Below are 18063 nucleotides of genomic sequence, written 5' to 3' on the forward strand. Positions count from 1 at the left end.
CTCCGCTGAGCCGGCCGCACATTCCACAGAGCCGGTTCGATCCGTACGAGCCACCACGCTCGCCAAGTAAGCACAGCTCCGCTTTCACCGTACATTTACCGGTTGAGTGGTTTTCTCTTTTTCGCCCGATCTTTGCTCAGCCGGCGCCTGCCCCGCTCAACCGGAGCGCAATGCTCGACTGCGCGGTGCCAACGCACAACCTGGGATTCACTGAGTGGCCGCCCGCCGTCCCTAGCCTCTGGCACGACCACGCCCGGCTGCGCGCCTTCTCCTCTGGCGTCGCCCTGCGTTAGCGAGCCGACAAATGCCCTCAGCGCTGGATGTCAGCGTCGTCATTCCGACGTGCAACCGCCCGCACCTGGCTGTCCGCGCCGTTCGTAGCGCCCTCGCCCAGACGCACCCGGTCCGCGAGGTGATAGTCGTGGTGGACGGACCCGACGATGCGGGCCACCGCGATGCCGGCCCCTACGATGCCGGCCAACACGATGCCGGACACGGCGGCACCAGCGGCGGCACCAGCGGCGGCACCCTCGAGGCCCTGGCCGAGATCGGCGACCCTCGGGTACGCCCGATCGTGCTGCCGGAGCGGCGCCGCGCCCCGAACGCCCGCAACGTCGGCGCGCGCGCGGCCCTCGGTCATTGGACCGCGCTGCTCGACGACGACGACGAGTGGTTGCCCGAGAAGATCGCCGTCCAGCTGGAGCAGGCGGCCGGCGCCCGGGCGGAGTTGCCGATCATGGCGAGCAGGCTGATCAACCGGACGCCCCGGGCCGACTCGGTCATGCCGCGCCGGCTGCCGGCCGCGGGGGAGCCGCTGAGTGAGTACTTCACCGTGCGGCGTGGCCTGTTCTACGGCGACGGCTTCATCCAGACCTCCACCATCATGGCCCCGACCGAGCTGCTGCGCCGGGTGCCGTTCACCGTCGGGCTGCGCCGTCAGCAGGAGCTGGATTGGACGCTGCGGGCGATCCGCGAGCCCGACACCGAGCTGGTCTACGCCGCGGAGCCGCTGGTGCTGTGGCATCAGGACGAGAACCGGCAGCGGATCAGTCTGGAGAACCCGTACGACGAGCAGCTGGAGTGGCTGCGCGCCAACCGGGAGCTGTTCACGCCGAGGGCGTACGCCGCCTTCACGCTGAGCGTGCTCAGCTCGATGGCCGCGCCGGGCCGCCGGGCGAAACACTTCCGTGAGCTGCTCGCCGAGGCCCGCCGCAACGGTCGTCCGGGCGCCCTCGACTACCTGACGCACGCGCAGATCTGGGCGCTGCCGCCCGGCCTCCGGCACCGGGTGCGCGACCTGATCGTCGGCCGCTCGTCGCGAAGCGCCCGCTCCGAGACCGTTGGCGCCCCGAAGAACACCGAGCAGTCCGCGGGGCGCGACCAGTTCGAGGGGCGCGACCAGTTCGGAAAGCGTGACCAGTTCGGAAAGCGTGACCAGTCCGAGAAGCGTGACCAGCCCGAGAGCTCTGAGTCGGTCGATGTCCGCTGAACGCCGGGTCGCGATCTGGCGCAGCGCCATGCTGCCCGGCTCGGAGACGTTCGTCCGCGCTCAAGGCGACGCGCTCAGCCGGTGGCGCCCGGCCTACATCGGCGCGACCCGGGTCACCTCAGCGCTGTCCCGTGCCGACGACACCATCGTCTTCCCGGCAGGACCGGCCCCCGGCAACGCTTTCCCCGGCGCCGACACCTCTTTCCTGCGTCTTCGTCTGACCGGCCAGTCACCCCGGCTGCGTTCTGCGCTCGCCGGCCTGCGGCCCGACCTGGTGCACGCCCATTTCGGCGGCGACGGTTTCCTGGTCAGCGGCTCCGCGCGACGGCTCGGCGTTCCGCTGGTCGTCACCGTGCACGGGCACGACGTCACCCGGCAGCCGAACGCCGGTGGGCTGAAGGGCCTGCGTTACCGCCGGAACCTGCGCACCGTGTTCGCCCGGGCGGCGCACGTCATCGCGGTTTCCGGCGTCATCCGGGACCGGGCCGTCGAGTGCGGCGCCGACCCGGCCAAGGTACGCGTCCACTACACCGGCGTACCGGTGCCCGAGGCCCTGCCGATGCTCCCGAAACGCTGGGACGTCGTCTTCGTCGGCAGGTTCGTCGCCAAGAAAGGCGTCGACGACCTTCTCACCGCGCTGGCCGGCATGCACTCGCCGCGGCCGCGCGCGCTGTTCATCGGCGACGGTCCGTTGGAGGCGCAGATGCGGGAACGCGCCGAACAGCTGCGCCTCGACGCGACGTTCATGGGCAGCCAGCCACCCGAGTCGGTGCAGCGGCACCTCGCCGAGTCCCGGATGCTGGTGGCGCCTTCGAAGACCGCCCCCGACGGCGACACCGAGGGCCTGCCCACCACAATCCTGGAAGCCGGGGCGCTCGGTCTGCCCGTGGTCGCCACCCGGCACAGCGGCATCCCCGAGGCCGTGGTGCACCAGGAGACCGGCCTGCTCGGCGCCGAGGGAGATCCGCACGAACTGGCCGCCGCCCTGACCCGCCTCCTCGGCGACGCCGGCCTGCGCCGCCGCTTGGGCGCGCAGGCGCGGCGGCACGTCACCGCGCGTTTCAACCTTCAGGAGCAGACCAAAAAGCTGGAGCTGCTGTACGACGAGACGACCGCGCCCACCCTCCAACCCACGACCGGCTGACCCGGCCGCCCGGATCAGCTCCACGCGTCCACGGCTCAACCTCGCCGGCTCGTGCGCGTCTGCCTCTGCGTTCAGGCGGGTCAGCGATTCGGTTGGATGCGTCCCAGCGCGGTGCGGGCGGCCCGCTTCCCGGTACGCAGAGCACCCCGCACAGCCGTCGCCGCCCGTCCCGGCACTGTCCCCTTGAGCAGCGAGATGATCCGGTAGGCACGTGCCAGTTCCGCATCCCGGGCGGCGAGTCGTTCCTCGTACCAATCAGCCTGAGCCCGCGCCTCACTCAGCTCCCGCGTCAGACGGACGTTGGCCGCGATCATCTCGCGAAGAGTCCCCGGCCCAGGCCGCATCGGCCCGAAATCCGTCCCGGGCGCGCCCGTCCCGGTCCCGCCCGTCTCGGTCGCGCCCGGCCCGGTCCCGCCCGGAGCGGTCGCGCTCAGATCCGCATCGCCCACCGCCGGCCGCGCCTCGACGCCTGCCATGGCCGCCAGTAGGCGAGCCGTGCCCACCTCGTCCGCAGGCGATGGCCACAGATGAGCGAGTCCTTCGGTGTGGATCGCCCGCGCCAAGCGGCGCAGTGGAGCACCCAGACCGTCCATGCGGCCCTGCCCTTGAGGCATGCCCGGATCCCGAAGCTGACTCGGATCCCCTAGCGTGCCCGACGTCCCGGCCACAGCATGCAACCGGCCCTCGGGATCCACGATCACCGCATCGGCGTCCACCCCGGCCGTCTCCCCGCGCTGCCACACGCGAAGCAGCGTTCGCAGCCGCGGCGTATCCCGAGCTCGAACCGCGACGAGCAGCAGGTCGAGCAGGTTTCGCCCGGCCGGAATCGGCTCCGCCGCCCCGCTCGTTCCGACCGTTCGCGCCCAGATTCCCTGCCCACGCCCAACGCCGTCACTGACACGGGGCTGGTCGCTGACACGGGGCTGGTCACCGACACGGTGCTGATCGCTGACACGGTGCAGGCGGTGCAGGTCCGCGCCGCCTGCGATCAGCGCCTCCGGCAGGACTGGTCCGCTTCCACCACGCTGAGCGGCTACCACCACCCACCCCGGCGCCAGATCGGCCGCCAGCCCGTGCCGCAGCAGCTGCACAGCGACCGGCCGCGGATCTGCCAGCAGCGGTCGTCGCGCCGTTCCCGCGCGCCGCAGCACCCCCGACACATACCCGTCCAGCTCCGGCGCATCAAGCACGGCATCGCTGAGCAGCACCGACGGCTGCTGCGGCGACGGATAGGCGGCATAGGTCCGCAGCAGCGTGAAGCCTCCTTCCCGAACCCGGTCACGCAGCCGCGACGGGGCGGTCGGCCGGGTCGGATCGTCACCGACCGGCCCAGCCCAATCCACGTCGCCCTGCCCGGAATCGCTCTGCCCGGAATCGCTCTGCCCAGCATCGCCCTGGCCAGCACTGCCCTGCTCAGAACTGCCCTGCTCAGCACCGCCCTGCTCAGCACTGCCCTGGCCAGCACTGCCCTGCTCAGAACCGCCCTGCTCAGAACCGCCCTGCTCAGAACCGCCCTGCTCAGAACCGCCGGGCGGCGCGGCGCACGCCAGCAGCCGGTGCAGGCCCACCTGATTGTCGACGCCGAGCATCAGCCGCCCACCAGGACGCAGCACCGCCATCAACAGCGACAGCCCAGCGGCCCACGAGATGTCCCCGGTCTCGGTGGACCCGGTACGGTCCAGCCCGTCCAACGCGATCACCGTGTCGTACGCCGGAACCGCGGCCAGCTTCTCCAGGCTCCCGCAACACACCTCGAACCCCGGCCGCCCCCCGAACCGCGAAGCCAGCGCCTCGGCATCCGGCACTCCCCGCACGAGAACCGTGACGTGCCGATCGGCCTCCTCACCCAGCGCAGCCTCGATCAGCGTCACCTCATGCGGCCCGACGATCAACGTGTGCCCGTGCGCCGAGGCCACCAACTCCCGCAGCACCGCCCCGCCCACCGGCCCCCGATCCGACCAGTGCGGCATCTCACCACCGAGGAACAGCGGAGTCATCACGCCACCCCGCCCGCGCCGACGAGGCCTTCCCGCGTACCCGTCCACCCGAACAGCAGGCTCAGTTCCGCCGGTGACAGCAGCCGGTCCGCGCCCAACTCCTCGACCGCGATCGCGTACGCCTCGTCCCGGTCGACCTGTGTCCCGTGCAGAGCCGCCCACTGCCGCCGGATCCGCGGCCGCCCGCCGAACAGGTCCTTCTCCGCCTGCAGCTGCATCGGGTCCCCGTAGACCGCCGGCTCGCAGCCGGCGAGGATCCCGTACAGCAGCGCGCTGCACAGCCGATTGGACGCCACCCGCCGATGCCGTCGCTGTTCCGCCAGCTGCCGGTCCAGGAACGACGGGTCCAGATCCCGCCACCATCCGCCCCGGTACCCGTGGCAGATCACCCGGAACCCGGCCCGCTCGTAACGGCGCCGCAGTCGCGCCGACCGGTACTCCTGCCAGTACAGGCAGACCGTGACCGGCCCCGGCTCGGTGTCCCGGATCTCCGCGATCAGCCGGTCGTGGTCGCCTTCCACATGCTGACCTTCCCAGCCGTGGAACGGATACCAGATCGTGCCCTCCCGACCGGCATCGACTCCGGCATCGACTCCGGCATCGAGTTCGGAAGGGGCGGGCGTGGAATCCACCAGGTAGGCCCACGGCGACCCGATCACATAGACCTGCCGCCGCCCCATCGACCAGGCCCGCCGCCGCGTCCGCTCACTCCACACGAACGTCGGGATCCCCGGCACGAACTCATGGTCCGGAGCCAGCCCGTCCCCGATGTTCCACCCGTGCTGCAGATATCCGCGGATCCGCGGCGGAGCGGTGTCATCAAACCCGGCGCCGTCAGATCCGCCGCCGTCAGACCCGGCGCCTTGATACCCGCAGTACCGGGCCAGGACGTACGTATGACCGTAATAGTGGTTCGCGTGGTGCACGGCCCATCGCACCCCGCGAAGGCATACAGCACCCCCCACCCAGGCGTACGACACGGAAACAGCCGGTGAGCAGGGACCCCGGATCAGCCGGTGACCTCACCCAGCGCCTTCGCGTACGCCCGGAACCCGTCAGCATTCGGATGGAACGACTCCGCCAGGGTGTCCCGCACCCCGTGGATCCACGGCGCCGACGTGCACGCCTCATGCCCCTCGAACGCCTCCCGTACGTCCACGAACGTGAACCCCTCGTGCTCCGCCACCGTCGACTCGATCGTCTCGTTCAGCTTGTCGGAGCCCTCGTTCAGCACGTCCCGGCGCGCCTGCGGCATCGTGCAGCCGTTCCCGGCGCCCACCAGATGCGGGTATCCCAGCACGAACACCTTCGCCTCGGGCGCACGCTTGCGGATCGCCGTGTACAGCGCGTCGAGTTCGTCCGGCAGCGTCGACTCGACCGCGCCCGTCGCCCGGCTCACCGACGACCGGCACGTCTGGTCGCTGCCGAGCATGCACTGCTGCAGGGATCCGACCCAGCCGGCGTCGTTGCCGCCGACGGTCAGCGTCACCCACCCGGTGCCGGCGTTGATCGCGTCGAGCTGGGTGGAGCGGACGGTCTCGATCAGCGCGCCGCTGCACGTGCGGTCGGTGACCGTGCCGAGCGTGCCCTCGGGCCGGGATTTCACCCAGAGCTGCGGATAGGACGCGTCCCTGCTCTGATAGCACTCGGTGTCCAGGTAGTTCCCGCCGCCGAGCCCGGAGGCGTACGAGTCACCGAGCGCCACATAGTCCCGTGCGGACGGGGGCGGGGCGTCCTCGCTCGCCGAACAGCCGGCCGCACCCAGCATCAGCAGCACTGCCGGCATCAACAGCACCGCCGCGCCACCCCGGAACCACCGTTGCCTCATGTGACTCTCCACAACTCGTGATCATGCATGAGAGGATGCTCCCCCGTGCGACAGCCCCGCCTCGAGATCGAGTACTGCACCCAGTGTCGCTGGCTCCTGCGGGCCGCCTGGACCGCGCAGGAGTTGCTGACCACGTTCACCAAGGAACTCGGCGAGGTGGCCCTGCAGCCCGGCACCGGCGGCGTATTCGAGGTCCGGCTGGACGGCGAGACGCTCTGGTCACGCAAGGCCGAGGGCGGTTTCCCGGAGCTGCCGCACCTCAAGCGGCTCCTCCGCGACCGCATCGCCCCGGACCGCGACCTGGGCCACTCCGACCGCCGGCAGGAGGCAGCGCCACAAGATCCAGCGCCACAAGATCCAGCGCACCCACAGGCAGGACCCCAGGAGCCGGCGCCGCAGGAGTACGAGCACAAGTGAGCGCGCCGGCCGCACCCCTGGCAGAGTGACAGGTGATGCGGAAGATCCTCTCATATCTGTCCAGCTGGACCCTTTACGTCCCGATTCTCGCCGTAGTCGCGTTGATCCTGACCTGGGGCCGTGACCTGGCGCCCGCCGCGGTGGTGATCGTGGCCGTCGTGCTCGGCGGCGCGGTGATGGCTGCCGTCCACCACGCCGAGGTGGTCGCGCACAAGGTCGGCGAGCCCTACGGCTCGCTGATCCTCGCCGTGGCGGTCACCGTCATCGAGGTCGCGCTGATCGTCACCCTCATGATCAGTGGCGGTGAGAGCTCCCAGTCCTTGGCGCGGGATACCGTCTTCGCCGCCGTGATGATCACCTGTAACGGCATCCTGGGCATCTCCCTGCTGGTCGGCGCGCTGCGCCGGCGTATCGCCGTCTTCAACCCCGAGGGCACCGGCTCCGCGTTCGCCACCGTCGCCGCGATCGCCACGCTCAGCCTGGTGCTGCCGACGTTCACCACCAGCCGCCCCGGCCCGCAGTTCTCACCGGCCCAGCTCGCATTCGCCGCGGTCGTCTCGCTCGGCCTCTACCTGCTCTTCGTCGCCGTGCAGACCCGCCGGCACCGCGATTACTTCCTGCCGATCACCACCTCCGGCGAGGTGATCGACAGCGAGGAGCACGTCGAGCCGCCCAGCACCCGTACCGCCCTGATCAGCCTCGGTCTCCTGCTCGTAGCGCTGATCTCCGTCGTAGGCCTCGCCAAAGGCATCTCCCCGGCCGTCGAATCCGGTGTGGCCGCCGCCGGCCTCCCACACGCCGTGGTCGGTGTGGTCATCGCCCTGTTGGTCCTGCTGCCGGAGACGATCGCCGCCGTCCGCGCCGCCAAGCGCGACAGGATGCAGACCAGCCTCAACCTCGCGCTCGGCTCTGCCATGGCCAGCATCGGACTCACCATCCCTGCGATCGCCATCGCCATGATCTGGCTCCCCGGGCCGTTGCTGCTGGGCCTCGGCGGCACCCAGATGGTCCTGCTGGTGCTCACCGTGGTGGTCGGCACCCTCACCGTCGTCCCCGGCCGCGCCAACATCCTCCAGGGCGGCCTGCACCTGAGCCTGATGGCCGTCTTCCTCTTCCTCGCCGCCAGCCCCTGACGGGAGCTACCGACCCCCGGCCACGACAACCGCCACGCTGTCGTCCCGGGCGTCTCGGCTGCGGTCGGTGACGGCGATTGCCCGTACCCGAAAAGCGATTTCACTCAGAAGGGTCCTCCGCGGAGCCGGAAGCGCGTCGCCCAGCCGGTAGATTTCATCGCTGCAGCCGACAGCGGGGAGCGAGCGTGACCGAGGCGCGCACTGTGGAGCGTGAGGACGGCGAACCTCCAGCCGACCCATCGACCGGCTCTCCAGCCGGCCCTCCAGCCGACCCATCGACCGGCTCTCCAGCCGGCCCTCCGGCCGGCCCTCCGGCCGGCCCTCCGGCCGGCCCATCGGCCCAGCTGGAGAGCGGCCGGACGCCGGATCAGCCGGCGCCGGGCCGATCGGCGCCCGGCCGGCAGGCGGGTACGCGACAGGCGGCGCGCCGGGGGATCGGGTCGGTGGAGGTGCTCGCCGGGCTGCTGGTGCTCGTCGTGGCGTTCCGCGGGCCGCTGTCCGGGGTGATCTCGGGGGAGCGGTTGCAGACCTGGACGACCGTGTTCGTGTCGGTGCTGGTGCAGGCGGTCCCGTTCCTGGTGTTCGGGGTGCTGCTGTCGGCGGTGATCGCGGTGTTCGTGCCGCGGTCGTTCTGGGCGCGGGCGCTGCCGAAGCATCCGGCGCTCGCGGTGCCGGCGGCGAGCGCGGCGGGGATCGTGCTGCCCGGATGCGAGTGCGGCAGCGTGCCGATCGCGGGGTCGCTGATCCGCCGGGGCGTCACGCCGGCGGCGGCGCTGGCCTTCCTGCTGGCGGCGCCGGCGATCAATCCGATCGTGTTGACGGCTACCGCGGTGGCGTTCCCGGACAACCCGGAGATGGTCCTGGGCCGGGGCGTGGCGAGCCTGGTCGTGGCAATGGTGATGGGCTGGCTGTGGCTGCGCCTGGGCCGCAGCGAGTGGATCAAGCTGCCGCGCCGGCCGGAGGACGGCGCCTCCCGTGGGCGCGCGTTCTGGTCGGCGTGCCGCCACGACGTGGTGCACGCGGGCGGCTTCCTGGTGCTGGGCGCGGCGGCCGCGGCGACGATCAACGTGCTGGTGCCGGAGGCGTGGCTGCAGAGCCTCGCCAGCCGGCCGGTGCTGTCGGTGCTGGCCCTCGCGGTGCTCGCCGTACTGTTGTCGATCTGCAGCGAGGCGGACGCGTTCGTGGCGGCGTCGCTGTCCCAGTTCTCGCTCACGTCGCGGCTGGTGTTCCTGGTGGTCGGCCCGATGGTCGACCTCAAGCTGATCTCGATGCAGGCCGGTGTCTTCGGGCGCCGTTTCGCGGCCCGCTTCGCACCGGCGACGTTCGTGGTAGCGGTGACGGCCGGTTCGATCGCGGGGATGATCCTGCTGTGACGGCGCTCGGTGTGAGGGTGCTCGGTGTGAGGGTGCTCGGTGTGAGGGTGCTCGGTGTGAGGGCGTTCTGGGTGGAGGCGATCGTGCGGTCGGTGCCCGGCAGCGGCGAGGTGCCGCGATGAACCGGCAGGCGCAGGCCGTCGTACTGCTGCTCTTCGGCGGCGCCGTCCTGAAGGCGTCGATGACCGACCTCTACCTGCGCTACGTGAAGGAAGGCCTGCGGCCCTTCCTGCTGGTGGCAGGCGCCGTGCTGGTGGCGACGGCGGTAGCCACCCTCTGGTACGAATTCCGCCCGGCGCGACGGCCGGCCGGCGACCAGGAGCGCGACGAGCAGGCTGGGCATGACGAACACGCTGGGCACGAGGACGCTGGACACGAACAAAACGCCGGGCATGACGATCACGCCGGGCATGGGCACTCTCATGAGCCGCGGGTCGGCTGGCTGCTGATCCTGCCGGTGTTCGGGCTGCTGCTGGTGGCGCCGCCCGCGCTCGGCTCGTTCACCGCCGGGCAGTCGGGCACCCTGCCGGTCAGCGCCTCCGATTCGGATTTCCCGGCGCTGCCCTCCGGTGATCCGGTGCCGATCGGGTTGCTCGACTACGCGGTGCGTGCCCTCTACGACGACGGGCGCAGCCTCGCGGGCCGCCAGGTGCAGCTGACCGGTTTCGTGGCCACCGGTGACGACGGCGCCCCGATGCTGGCCCGGATCGTGATGAGCTGCTGCGCCGCGGACGGCCGCCCGATCAAGGTGGGCCTCACCGGCGGCCCGGTGGTCGACGTACCGGCCGGCACCTGGCTGCAGGTCACCGGCAAGCACAGCACCCGGCGCGGCAAGGATCCGGTGAACGACGCGGACATCGCCTATCTCGAGGTCGTCCAATGGCAGCCGGTCGCCGCACCGAAACGGCAGTACGAGTGATGGGGCCCCGAGCGACGGCGGCCCCCGCCAGGATGGCCCGAGCGAGGACGGCCGCGAGGATGGCCGGCGGGACGGCTCGCTCCCGGATCGCGTTGCTGACCGCTCTGGTCGCCGCGGGCGCTCTGCTCGCCGGTGGGCTGCCGTCCCCGGATTCTCAGGCCCCGGCCGTAGCGGGCCGGCCGGGTCCCGGCCAGGAGTGGCCCGCGGCGCAGCGCGCCGACCTGCCCGAGCTCAACGTCGACCCGCTGCTGTTCCTGGACGCCACCACCGCGGTCGGTACCGTCGCCGGCGAGGGCCTGACCCGGCTCGTGGTCGAGTCCGCCAACGGCTGGCGAGAGCTGCGCAGCATCCCCGACGGCAGCAAGCCCAACAGTGACCTGTTCCGCTTCGACAACCTCACCGCCACCGATGAGGAGCTGTTGTGGACCGAGTCCGCCGGTGAAGGCGCGACCGAGATCTGGGCGGCCAAGCTGGGTGAGCGGACTCCGGCCCGGCGGTTGACGGCGGACACCGGGAACGTGCTCTTCTACGGCAATCAGCACGACCTCGTGGTGTCCGGCGGGCGGGTGCACTGGGCGGCCGCGGACGACGACGACCGTACCGAGATCCGCTCGGTCGCGCTGACCGGCGGCCCGGTGCGGGTGCGGACGGAGGCGGGGAAGTGGGCGCTGACCGCCTGGCCGTGGCTCACCGACGACGTCGGCGGGCAGGCCGGGACGATCACCATGCGCAGCATGGAGAACGGTCAGGAGCTGCGGGTCACGGCGAACGGCGCCGAGTGGTGCATGTGCAGCCCGGCCTGGTGCCGGGTGATGGTGATGTCCGGCGAGGGCCTGGCCCGGATCGACATGATGCGCCCGGACGGCTCCGACCGGCGGCGGATCGCCGGGCCCGGCGCGCAGTCCGCGGTCACCGACGTGGCGGTGCTGGACCGGTTCGAGGTGCTCTCCGAACCGCGTTCCGACTCCGACCTGACCGGGACTGCGGGGCTCGTGGTGCACGACCTGCAGACCGGTCGCACGGTCGAGCTGGCGAAGGCCGCGGATTTGGCCGCCACCCGCGACGGGATGTTGTGGTGGTCCACCGGCACCCAGGAGACCGCGATCTGGCACACCCTGGACCTGCGCACGATCTGAGCCGGTAGCTCACATCAATACATCGTCATCTTGTCATTAGACGATATTTATTGAAAACCGTTACCGTTTTCAACGTGAAACGAGCGCCATTCATCGTCATGACCGCTGCGGCCGTCGTCCTGGCCGGTTGCGGCTCCGGGGACGCGGACTCGCCGGACTCCGGTTCGGCCGCGGCCGCCGCAAACCGGCTCGCCGTGGTCGCCACCACGCCGGAGGTCGCCGACTTCGTCCGCAACATCGGCGGTGACCGGGTCGACGTCACCCAGATCATCAAGCCCAACGTGGACCCGCACGAGTACGAGCCGACTCCCGCCGACATCAAGGCGATCAGCGAGGCGAAGGTCGTGGTGAAGAGCGGCGTCGGTCTCGAGGAGTGGCTGGACCGGACGATCGAGGCGGCCGGTTTCGCCGGCGCCGTGGTCGACTCCAGCCAGGGCGTGAAGCTGCGCGAGGGCGGCCACCACCACGAGGAGGAACCCGGGCACGCTGAGGAGTCCGGGCACGCTGAGGAACCTGGGCACGCTGAGGAACCTGGGCACGCTGAAGAGTCCGGGCACGCTGAGGAACCCGGGCACGCTGAGGAGGAGCCGGGCCACGCCGAGGAGGAGGCGGGGAAGGAAGGCGCGGAGGAGCACGATCCGCACATCTGGCACGACCCGCGCAACGCCAAGATCATGGCGACGAACATCGAGAAGGGCCTGGCCGCGGCCGCTCCCTCCGACGCCGCCACGTTCGGGAGCAACCTCAGCGCGTACTCCGCGAAGCTCGACAAGCTGGACGCCGACAACGCTGCCGCGTTCGCCAAGCTCACCAACCGCAAGCTGGTCACCAACCACGACGCTTTCGGCTACTACGTGCAGCGGTACGACCTGGAATTCGTCGGTTCGGTGATCCCCAGCCTGGACACCTCCGCCGAACTGTCCGCCAAGCAGCTCAACGACCTGGTCGCCAAGATCAAGTCGACTGGCGCGAAGGCGATCTTCGCGGAGAGCTCGTTGCCGGCCAAGAGCGCGGAGGCCATCGCGCAGCAGGCCGGCGTCAAGGTGGTGGCGGGCGAGGACGCTCTCTACGGCGACAGCCTCGGCGCCGAAGGCACCCCGCAGGGCACGTACCTGGGCGCCGAGGAGCACAACACCCGGGTCATCGTCGAAGCACTGAGTTGAGCGCTGAGGTGAGTACCGAGTTCAGCGCCGAGGTGGGCACTGAAGTGGGCACTGAAGTGGGCGCCGGGATGGGCACGGAGCCAAGCGCCGAGCCAGGCCCCGAACCGGGCGCCGAACCAGGTGCCGAAGTCGTGGCCGCCCTTCATTTCAGCGGAGTCAGCGCCGGCTACCAAGGCACACCGGTTCTCACCGACGTGAACCTCGACCTGCCGGCGGGCCGGCGCCTGGCGCTGGTCGGCCCGAACGGCGCGGGGAAGTCGACGCTGATCCGGTCCGTGGTCGGTCTCGCCGAGGTGCTCGGCGGGACCGCCCGCGTCTTCGGCGGGGAGCCGGCCCGGGCCCGGCACCTCTGCGGGTACGTGCCACAGGTCGGTGACCTCGACCCCGACTTCCCGGTCACCGCCGGGCAGGTGGTGCTGATGGGCCGGTACCGGCGGATCGGCTGGTTCCGGCCGACCCGCGCCGCCGATCGTCGCGCCGCCCGGGACGCCCTGGACCGGGTCGGGCTCGGCGATCAGGCGGGCCGCCGGTTCGGGCTGCTCTCCGGGGGCCAGCGGCAACGGGTGCTGCTGGCCCGGGCGATCGCCGGCGAGCCCCGGATGCTGCTGCTGGACGAGCCGTTCAACGGGGTGGACGCGGTCAGTCAGGAGGCCATCCTGGCGGTCCTGCGCGACCTGACCGCGGCCGGTACGGCGCTGGTGCTCAGCACCCATGACCTGGGGCTGGCCCGGGACCTCGCGGACCTGGTGTGCCTGGTCAACGGTCGGCAGTGGGCGGTGGGCACGCCGGGTGAGGTGCTCACCTCAGATTCTTTGCGCAAGGCGTACGGCGGGCACGCGGTTCAACTCTCCGACGGCGCGACGGTGCTGGTCGACCCATGATTGAACCGTCCACCGTGCTTGCCATCGAACCGCTCATCGAGCCGCTCATCGAACCGCTCATCGAACCGTTCACCGTGCCTTTCATGGGGCGCGCCCTCACCGAGATCGTCCTGCTGGCGCTGATCTGCGGGCCGGTCGGGGTCCTCGTCTTCGTACGGCGGCTGTCCTTCGTCTCGGACGCCCTCACCCACACGGTCTTCCCCGGCGTGGTGGTCGGTTTCGTGGCCGGCGGCATCGACGGGATCTTCCCCGGCGCCCTGGTGGCCGGCCTCCTGACCGCTCTCGTGCTGACCGTGCTGACCCGCGGCGGCGGACTGACCGACGACGCGTCCACGGCGGTCGTACTCACCGCCATGTTCTCGATCGGTGTCGTGCTGGTGTCACGGCGTCAGTCGTACACCTCTGATCTGACGACCTTCCTGTTCGGGCGGTTGCTCACCGTGACCCCGCAGCAGATCGCCGAGACCACCGCCCTGGCCGCGTTGATCCTCGCGCTGCTCGCCCTCGGCGCCCGCGCCATGCTGCTGCGCGCCTTCGACCCGGTCACCGCGGCTGCCGCCGGGTACCGCGTGTTCTGGCTGGACCTGTGGCTCAACGTGATCGTCGCGCTGGTCGTGGTCGCCGCGGTCCGCGCCGTCGGCACCATCCTCGTGGTGGCGCTGCTGATCGTTCCGGCCGCCGCCGCGCGCCTGGTCACGCACCGGCCCGTGGTGATGGCCGTGCTGGGCAGCGGGCTGATCGTGGCCGCCGGTTACGGCGGGCTGCTGGCCAGTTGGTACGCCTCCGTCGAGCACGGGTTCGCGCTCGCCTCGGCGTCCGGTGTGGTGCTGCTCCTGGTCGCCGCCTATCTGATCCTGCTGCTTCTGGGTGCACTGGTCCGCCGGGCACTGGTCCGCGGAGAGCTCTTGCATTTCGTTCCTCGCCGCAGCTCGCCGCCTGCGCCGCCACCGGGAAGGAGGTCCCCGCATGAGCTGGTGGGATGACGCGCTGCACCGTGCGATCGCCGAGGTGGTGCTGGCCGGCGCGCTCGCCGGGCTGGTCGGTGTGCACGTGGTGCTGCGCCGCCTGTCGTTCCTGACGATGGCGCTCACCCACGCCACCTTCCCCGGCGTGGTGATCGCCGCGCTGATCGGCGTGGACCTGCTGCTCGGTGGGATGGCTGCCGGGGTGGCGGTGGTTCTCGGTGTTGCCGCGCTGAGCCGCCGCCCCGGCCAGAACGCCACCGCCGCCACCGGCGTGGTGCTCTCCGCCGGCTTCGCGCTGGGCGCCGGACTGGTCGCCACGCGCAGCGGGTTCAGCCGGGATCTGTCGTCCTATCTGGTCGGCTCGATCCTGACCGTCTCGGTCCGCGACCTGCTCATCACCGCGGTGGTGCTCGTGCTGGTCGCGTCGGCGCTGCTGGTCTGCGCCCGCCCGCTGCTGTTCACCGGCTTCGACGCGGTCGGCGCACGGGCCGCCGGGTACGCCATCGGGGCCTGGACGATTCTGCTCCTGCTGCTGATCGAGGCGGTCGTGGTCGCGCTGGTCCCCGCCGTCGGCACGATCCTGGCCGTCGCCCTGATCGTCGCCCCCGCCGCCGCGGCCCGCCTGTGGACCACCCGCGTGGCGGCGATGACCGGCCTGGCCGTTGTCTTCGCCGTCACTGCCGGGCTCGCCGGCCTGTGGGCCTCCGCGCACTGGAACCTGGCCGCCGGCGCGAGCATCGCCTTGGCCGCCACCGCTGTCCTGGCCTTGTCGGCGTTGCTCACCGCCCTGCCCCGATTGTTCAGGCCGGGGGGAGTGCGGCTGTGGCGAGCGGCATGACCCCGGAGGCACTGCACCAGGCAGTACCCAAGCAGCCAGTGCCCCACGAGCCAGTGCCCCACCAGCCAGTGCCCGACCCGGCGGTTCCTGATCGGCCTGTTCCTGATCGGGCGGTGCTCGACCAGGCAGTACTGGATCGGGCTGTGACCGTGCTGCGCGGCATGGCGTACCAGCATCGCCTGCACCTGCTGATCCTTCTCCAGGACGGCGAGCGCACCGCCGGCGAACTGGCCGCCGCCGTTCCGACCGACCCCACCGCTGTGGCCCACCACCTGCGCAACCTGCTCGACGCGCGCCTGGTGCAGCGACGCCGCCGGGGCCGCAACGTCTTCTACACTTTGCCCGACGACGCCACCTGTCACCTGATCACCGAGGTGCTCCGTCACGCCGGCCGGGACCGGGTGGAGCTTTCCCCGGAAGATCGCGGGAACTGATCCGGGACTCCCGGCGACTAACGGGGCATGTCCAGAGTCGCCATCATCATCACTGCTGTCGCCGCGCTCGCCCTGACCGGCTGCGGCGCCACCGAGGCCGCCGCGCCGGCCGCGCAGCAGGCCGGCCCGCAGGCCACCTCCGCTCCCGGCTCGCCGGCGGCTGCGCTGACAGTTCGGGACCCGTGGGTGAAGGCGGCGGACACCGGCATGACCGCGGCGTTCGGCACGCTCGTCAACAACACCGGCGCCGACGTGACGGTGGCGTCGGCGACCTCACCGGCGTCGCCCATCGAGTTGCACACGATGAGCATGAAGGACGGCAAGATGGTGATGGAGCCCAAGGACGGCGGCTTCGTCGTCAAGGCCGGCGCGACCCACGAACTGGCGCCCGGCGGCGACCACCTGATGCTGCTGAAGCCCGCCGCGCCGGTCAAGCCGGGCGACGAGCTGACCTTCACGCTCAAGCTGAGCAGCGGCGACAGCGTGGAGTTCACGGCGGTCGCCAAGCCGTTCGCCGGCGCCGAGGAGAGCTACGAGCCGGGCACCCACTCGTGACGGTCAGCCGGCGGACCCTGCTGACCGGCGGGGCGGTGGCCGGTCTGGGCGCGGCCGCGGCGGCCGGCGCGGCGGCCGGCGGGGTGGCCGGCGGGGTGGCCGGCGCAACCTTGATCACCAGCGAGCCGCCTGCCCCAGCGCCCGCGTCAGCCGACCTTTCAAAAGGCTCGGGTACGGCCACAGCCTTCGCCACGTCGACGGTGCCGTTTCATGGCGCCCGGCAGGCCGGCGTCACCACCGAGCCGCCCGCGCACGCCGCCTTCGTCGCGTTCACCCTGGCCGCCGGCAGCGACCGCGCCACCCTGGCCCGGATGCTGCGGCTGCTGACCGACGACGCGTCCCGTCTGACCCGGGGCGAGCCTGCGCTCGGCGACACCGAGGCCGAACTGGCCGTACACCCGGCGAATCTGACCGTCACGTTCGGGTTCGGGCCCGGCCTCTACCAGGCCGCCGGTGTGCGCTCGCCGGTCGCCGAGCTGCCCGGCTTCCGCATCGACCGGCTCCAGGACCGCTGGTGCGGCGGCGACCTGCTGCTGCAGATCTGTGCCGACGACCCGCTGACCGTGACCCACGCCCAGCGCATGATGATCAAGGACGCCCGGCCGTTCGGGGCGATCCGCTGGGTACAGCGCGGCTTCCGGCGCAGCCCGGGCGTACACCCCGCCGGCTTCACCCAGCGCAACGTGCTCGGGCAACTGGACGGCACCGCGAACCCGCGGGACGCCGCCATGGAGACCACGGTGTGGAACCCGGACGGCAGCACCACCATGGTCGTACGCCGGATCCGGGCGGAGATCGAGACCTGGGACAAGCTGAGCGTCACCGACAAGGAGGCGTCGATCGGCCGGAAGATGATCTCCGGCGCCCCGCTGACCGGCACAGCCGAGCACGACGAGCCGGACTTCACCGCGCTGGACGAGTCCGGCCTGCCGGTGATGCCGGACTTCTCGCACGTCACCCGCGCCCGCGTCACCGATCCACGGTTCAAGATCCTGCGCCGGCCGTACAACTACGACGAGGCGCCGGACGCGATGGGCCGTCCCGACAGCGGGCTGGTCCTCGCGTCGTACCAAGCTGACATCAACCGGCAGTACCTCCCGATTCAACGGCGCCTAGCCGAGAAGGATCTACTGAACGAATGGACGACACCGATCGGATCAGCGGTCTTCGCCATCCCGCCCGGCTGCGCCGAGGGCGGCTGGGTCGGCGAGCAGGTGCTCTCGTAGCAGGCCTGCTCGCCCTGACCCTGGGCCTTCTGGCGCTGAGCTTCGTCATGCCCGGGCTCGCGTTGTCCGGCACGCCGGCGTGGGCGCACAATGCCCTCGCCGAGGCGTCGCCGGCCAAGAAGGCGACGCTGAAGAAGGCGCCCACCGAGGTGCGGCTGCGGTTCCTGCAGAAGCTGAACCCGGACTACACGACCATCACCGTCAGCGACGCCGGCAAGCAGAAGGTGCCCTCCTCCGCGCCGGAGGTGAAGGACCGGACCGGCACCGTCACGCTGGAGGGCACGCTCCCCAACGGTGTCTACACCGTGGTCTATCAGGTGGTGTCGACGGACGGGCACACGGTCAAGGGCTCCTACGAGTTCACCGTCGACGACCCGTCAGCGCCCGCGGCGACCGACCCACCGGGCCAGGCGCCCGCGGACGATCCCAGCGCCGCGGCCACCGCCACCGCTGCCTCCGAAACTCCCGCTGGCGGCTCCGCTCCAGATGGCTCTGCTCCCGAGGGCTCTGCTCCCGAGGGCTCTGCTCCCGAGGGCTCTGCTCCCGAGGGCTCTGCTCCCGAGGG

At 71.3% G+C, this 18063-nt stretch carries 18 protein-coding genes; 15 read left to right on the plus strand and 3 right to left on the minus strand.

Annotated features, from left to right (window positions below; translation table 11 throughout):
• Positions 1 to 304: 304 nt before the first annotated feature.
• Together AC0NH5_RS37355 and AC0NH5_RS37360 are read left to right on the plus strand one after the other, a co-directional pair.
• The gene (locus tag AC0NH5_RS37355) at positions 305 to 1489 is read left to right on the plus strand and encodes a glycosyltransferase family 2 protein (RefSeq protein ID WP_474412125.1); all 1185 of its coding nucleotides are present in this window, start codon (positions 305 to 307) and stop codon (positions 1487 to 1489) included.
• Positions 1479 to 2633, plus strand: coding sequence for a glycosyltransferase (locus AC0NH5_RS37360; RefSeq protein WP_474412127.1), 1155 nt, complete (start codon positions 1479 to 1481; stop codon positions 2631 to 2633). Before AC0NH5_RS37355 ends, AC0NH5_RS37360 begins: the two co-directional genes overlap by 11 nt.
• A 1033-nt stretch (positions 2634 to 3666) precedes the next feature.
• On the opposite strand, the gene AC0NH5_RS37365 is transcribed toward AC0NH5_RS37360, so the two are convergent.
• The 3 genes from AC0NH5_RS37365 to AC0NH5_RS37375 form a co-directional block, all read right to left on the minus strand.
• Positions 3667 to 4206 (minus strand): pentapeptide repeat-containing protein, encoded by a 540-nt coding sequence (locus AC0NH5_RS37365; protein ID WP_474412159.1) that lies wholly within the window; start codon positions 4204 to 4206, stop codon positions 3667 to 3669.
• A gap of 423 nt (positions 4207 to 4629) precedes the next feature.
• Positions 4630 to 5556: a hypothetical protein gene (locus AC0NH5_RS37370; protein WP_474412161.1), complete on the minus strand. Its 927-nt coding sequence runs from the start codon at positions 5554 to 5556 to the stop codon at positions 4630 to 4632.
• 83 nt (positions 5557 to 5639) lie between these two features.
• Entirely contained in the window at positions 5640 to 6458 is an 819-nt protein-coding gene (locus AC0NH5_RS37375; RefSeq protein WP_474412128.1) for an SGNH/GDSL hydrolase family protein, read from the minus strand.
• A gap of 45 nt (positions 6459 to 6503) precedes the next feature.
• Between AC0NH5_RS37375 and AC0NH5_RS37380 the strand changes: the two genes are divergently transcribed.
• The 13 genes from AC0NH5_RS37380 to AC0NH5_RS37440 form a co-directional block, all read left to right on the plus strand.
• A complete protein-coding gene (locus AC0NH5_RS37380; protein ID WP_474412130.1) occupies positions 6504 to 6875 on the plus strand; it encodes an Rdx family protein in 372 nt (123 codons plus the stop codon).
• A gap of 35 nt (positions 6876 to 6910) precedes the next feature.
• Positions 6911 to 8008, plus strand: a complete 1098-nt coding sequence (locus AC0NH5_RS37385; RefSeq protein ID WP_474412132.1) for a calcium:cation antiporter — start codon at positions 6911 to 6913, stop codon at positions 8006 to 8008.
• A 434-nt stretch (positions 8009 to 8442) separates the two neighbouring features.
• The gene (locus tag AC0NH5_RS37390) at positions 8443 to 9381 is read left to right on the plus strand and encodes a permease (protein ID WP_474412163.1); all 939 of its coding nucleotides are present in this window, start codon (positions 8443 to 8445) and stop codon (positions 9379 to 9381) included.
• A 118-nt stretch (positions 9382 to 9499) separates the two neighbouring features.
• Positions 9500 to 10300, plus strand: coding sequence for a TIGR03943 family putative permease subunit (locus AC0NH5_RS37395; protein ID WP_474412134.1), 801 nt, complete (start codon positions 9500 to 9502; stop codon positions 10298 to 10300).
• Between the two features lie 59 nt (positions 10301 to 10359).
• Positions 10360 to 11436 carry a hypothetical protein gene (locus AC0NH5_RS37400; RefSeq protein WP_474412136.1) on the plus strand — a complete coding sequence of 359 codons (1077 nt, stop codon included), beginning with the start codon at positions 10360 to 10362 and terminating at the stop codon, positions 11434 to 11436.
• 74 nt (positions 11437 to 11510) lie between these two features.
• Positions 11511 to 12599 (plus strand): metal ABC transporter substrate-binding protein, encoded by a 1089-nt coding sequence (locus tag AC0NH5_RS37405; RefSeq protein ID WP_474412138.1) that lies wholly within the window; start codon positions 11511 to 11513, stop codon positions 12597 to 12599.
• A 131-nt stretch (positions 12600 to 12730) separates the two neighbouring features.
• Positions 12731 to 13480, plus strand: a complete 750-nt coding sequence (locus AC0NH5_RS37410; protein ID WP_474412140.1) for a metal ABC transporter ATP-binding protein — start codon at positions 12731 to 12733, stop codon at positions 13478 to 13480.
• Positions 13477 to 14463, plus strand: a complete 987-nt coding sequence (locus AC0NH5_RS37415) for a metal ABC transporter permease (RefSeq protein ID WP_474412142.1) — start codon at positions 13477 to 13479, stop codon at positions 14461 to 14463. Before AC0NH5_RS37410 ends, AC0NH5_RS37415 begins: the two co-directional genes overlap by 4 nt.
• Entirely contained in the window at positions 14447 to 15283 is an 837-nt protein-coding gene (locus AC0NH5_RS37420; RefSeq protein ID WP_474412144.1) for a metal ABC transporter permease, read from the plus strand. The genes AC0NH5_RS37415 and AC0NH5_RS37420 overlap by 17 nt, the downstream gene beginning before the upstream one ends.
• A 143-nt stretch (positions 15284 to 15426) precedes the next feature.
• The gene (locus AC0NH5_RS37425) at positions 15427 to 15717 is read left to right on the plus strand and encodes an ArsR/SmtB family transcription factor (protein WP_474412146.1); all 291 of its coding nucleotides are present in this window, start codon (positions 15427 to 15429) and stop codon (positions 15715 to 15717) included.
• A 27-nt stretch (positions 15718 to 15744) separates the two neighbouring features.
• Entirely contained in the window at positions 15745 to 16272 is a 528-nt protein-coding gene (locus tag AC0NH5_RS37430; protein WP_474412148.1) for a copper chaperone PCu(A)C, read from the plus strand.
• Positions 16269 to 17498: a Dyp-type peroxidase gene (locus AC0NH5_RS37435; RefSeq protein WP_474412150.1), complete on the plus strand. Its 1230-nt coding sequence runs from the start codon at positions 16269 to 16271 to the stop codon at positions 17496 to 17498. The genes AC0NH5_RS37430 and AC0NH5_RS37435 overlap by 4 nt, the downstream gene beginning before the upstream one ends.
• Positions 17411 to 18063, plus strand: a 653-nt coding sequence (locus tag AC0NH5_RS37440; RefSeq protein ID WP_474412152.1) for a copper resistance CopC family protein, incomplete at its 3' end; no start/stop codon positions are given. The genes AC0NH5_RS37435 and AC0NH5_RS37440, both read left to right, overlap by 88 nt.

This window comes from Actinoplanes sp. 13 (assembly GCF_056134165.1).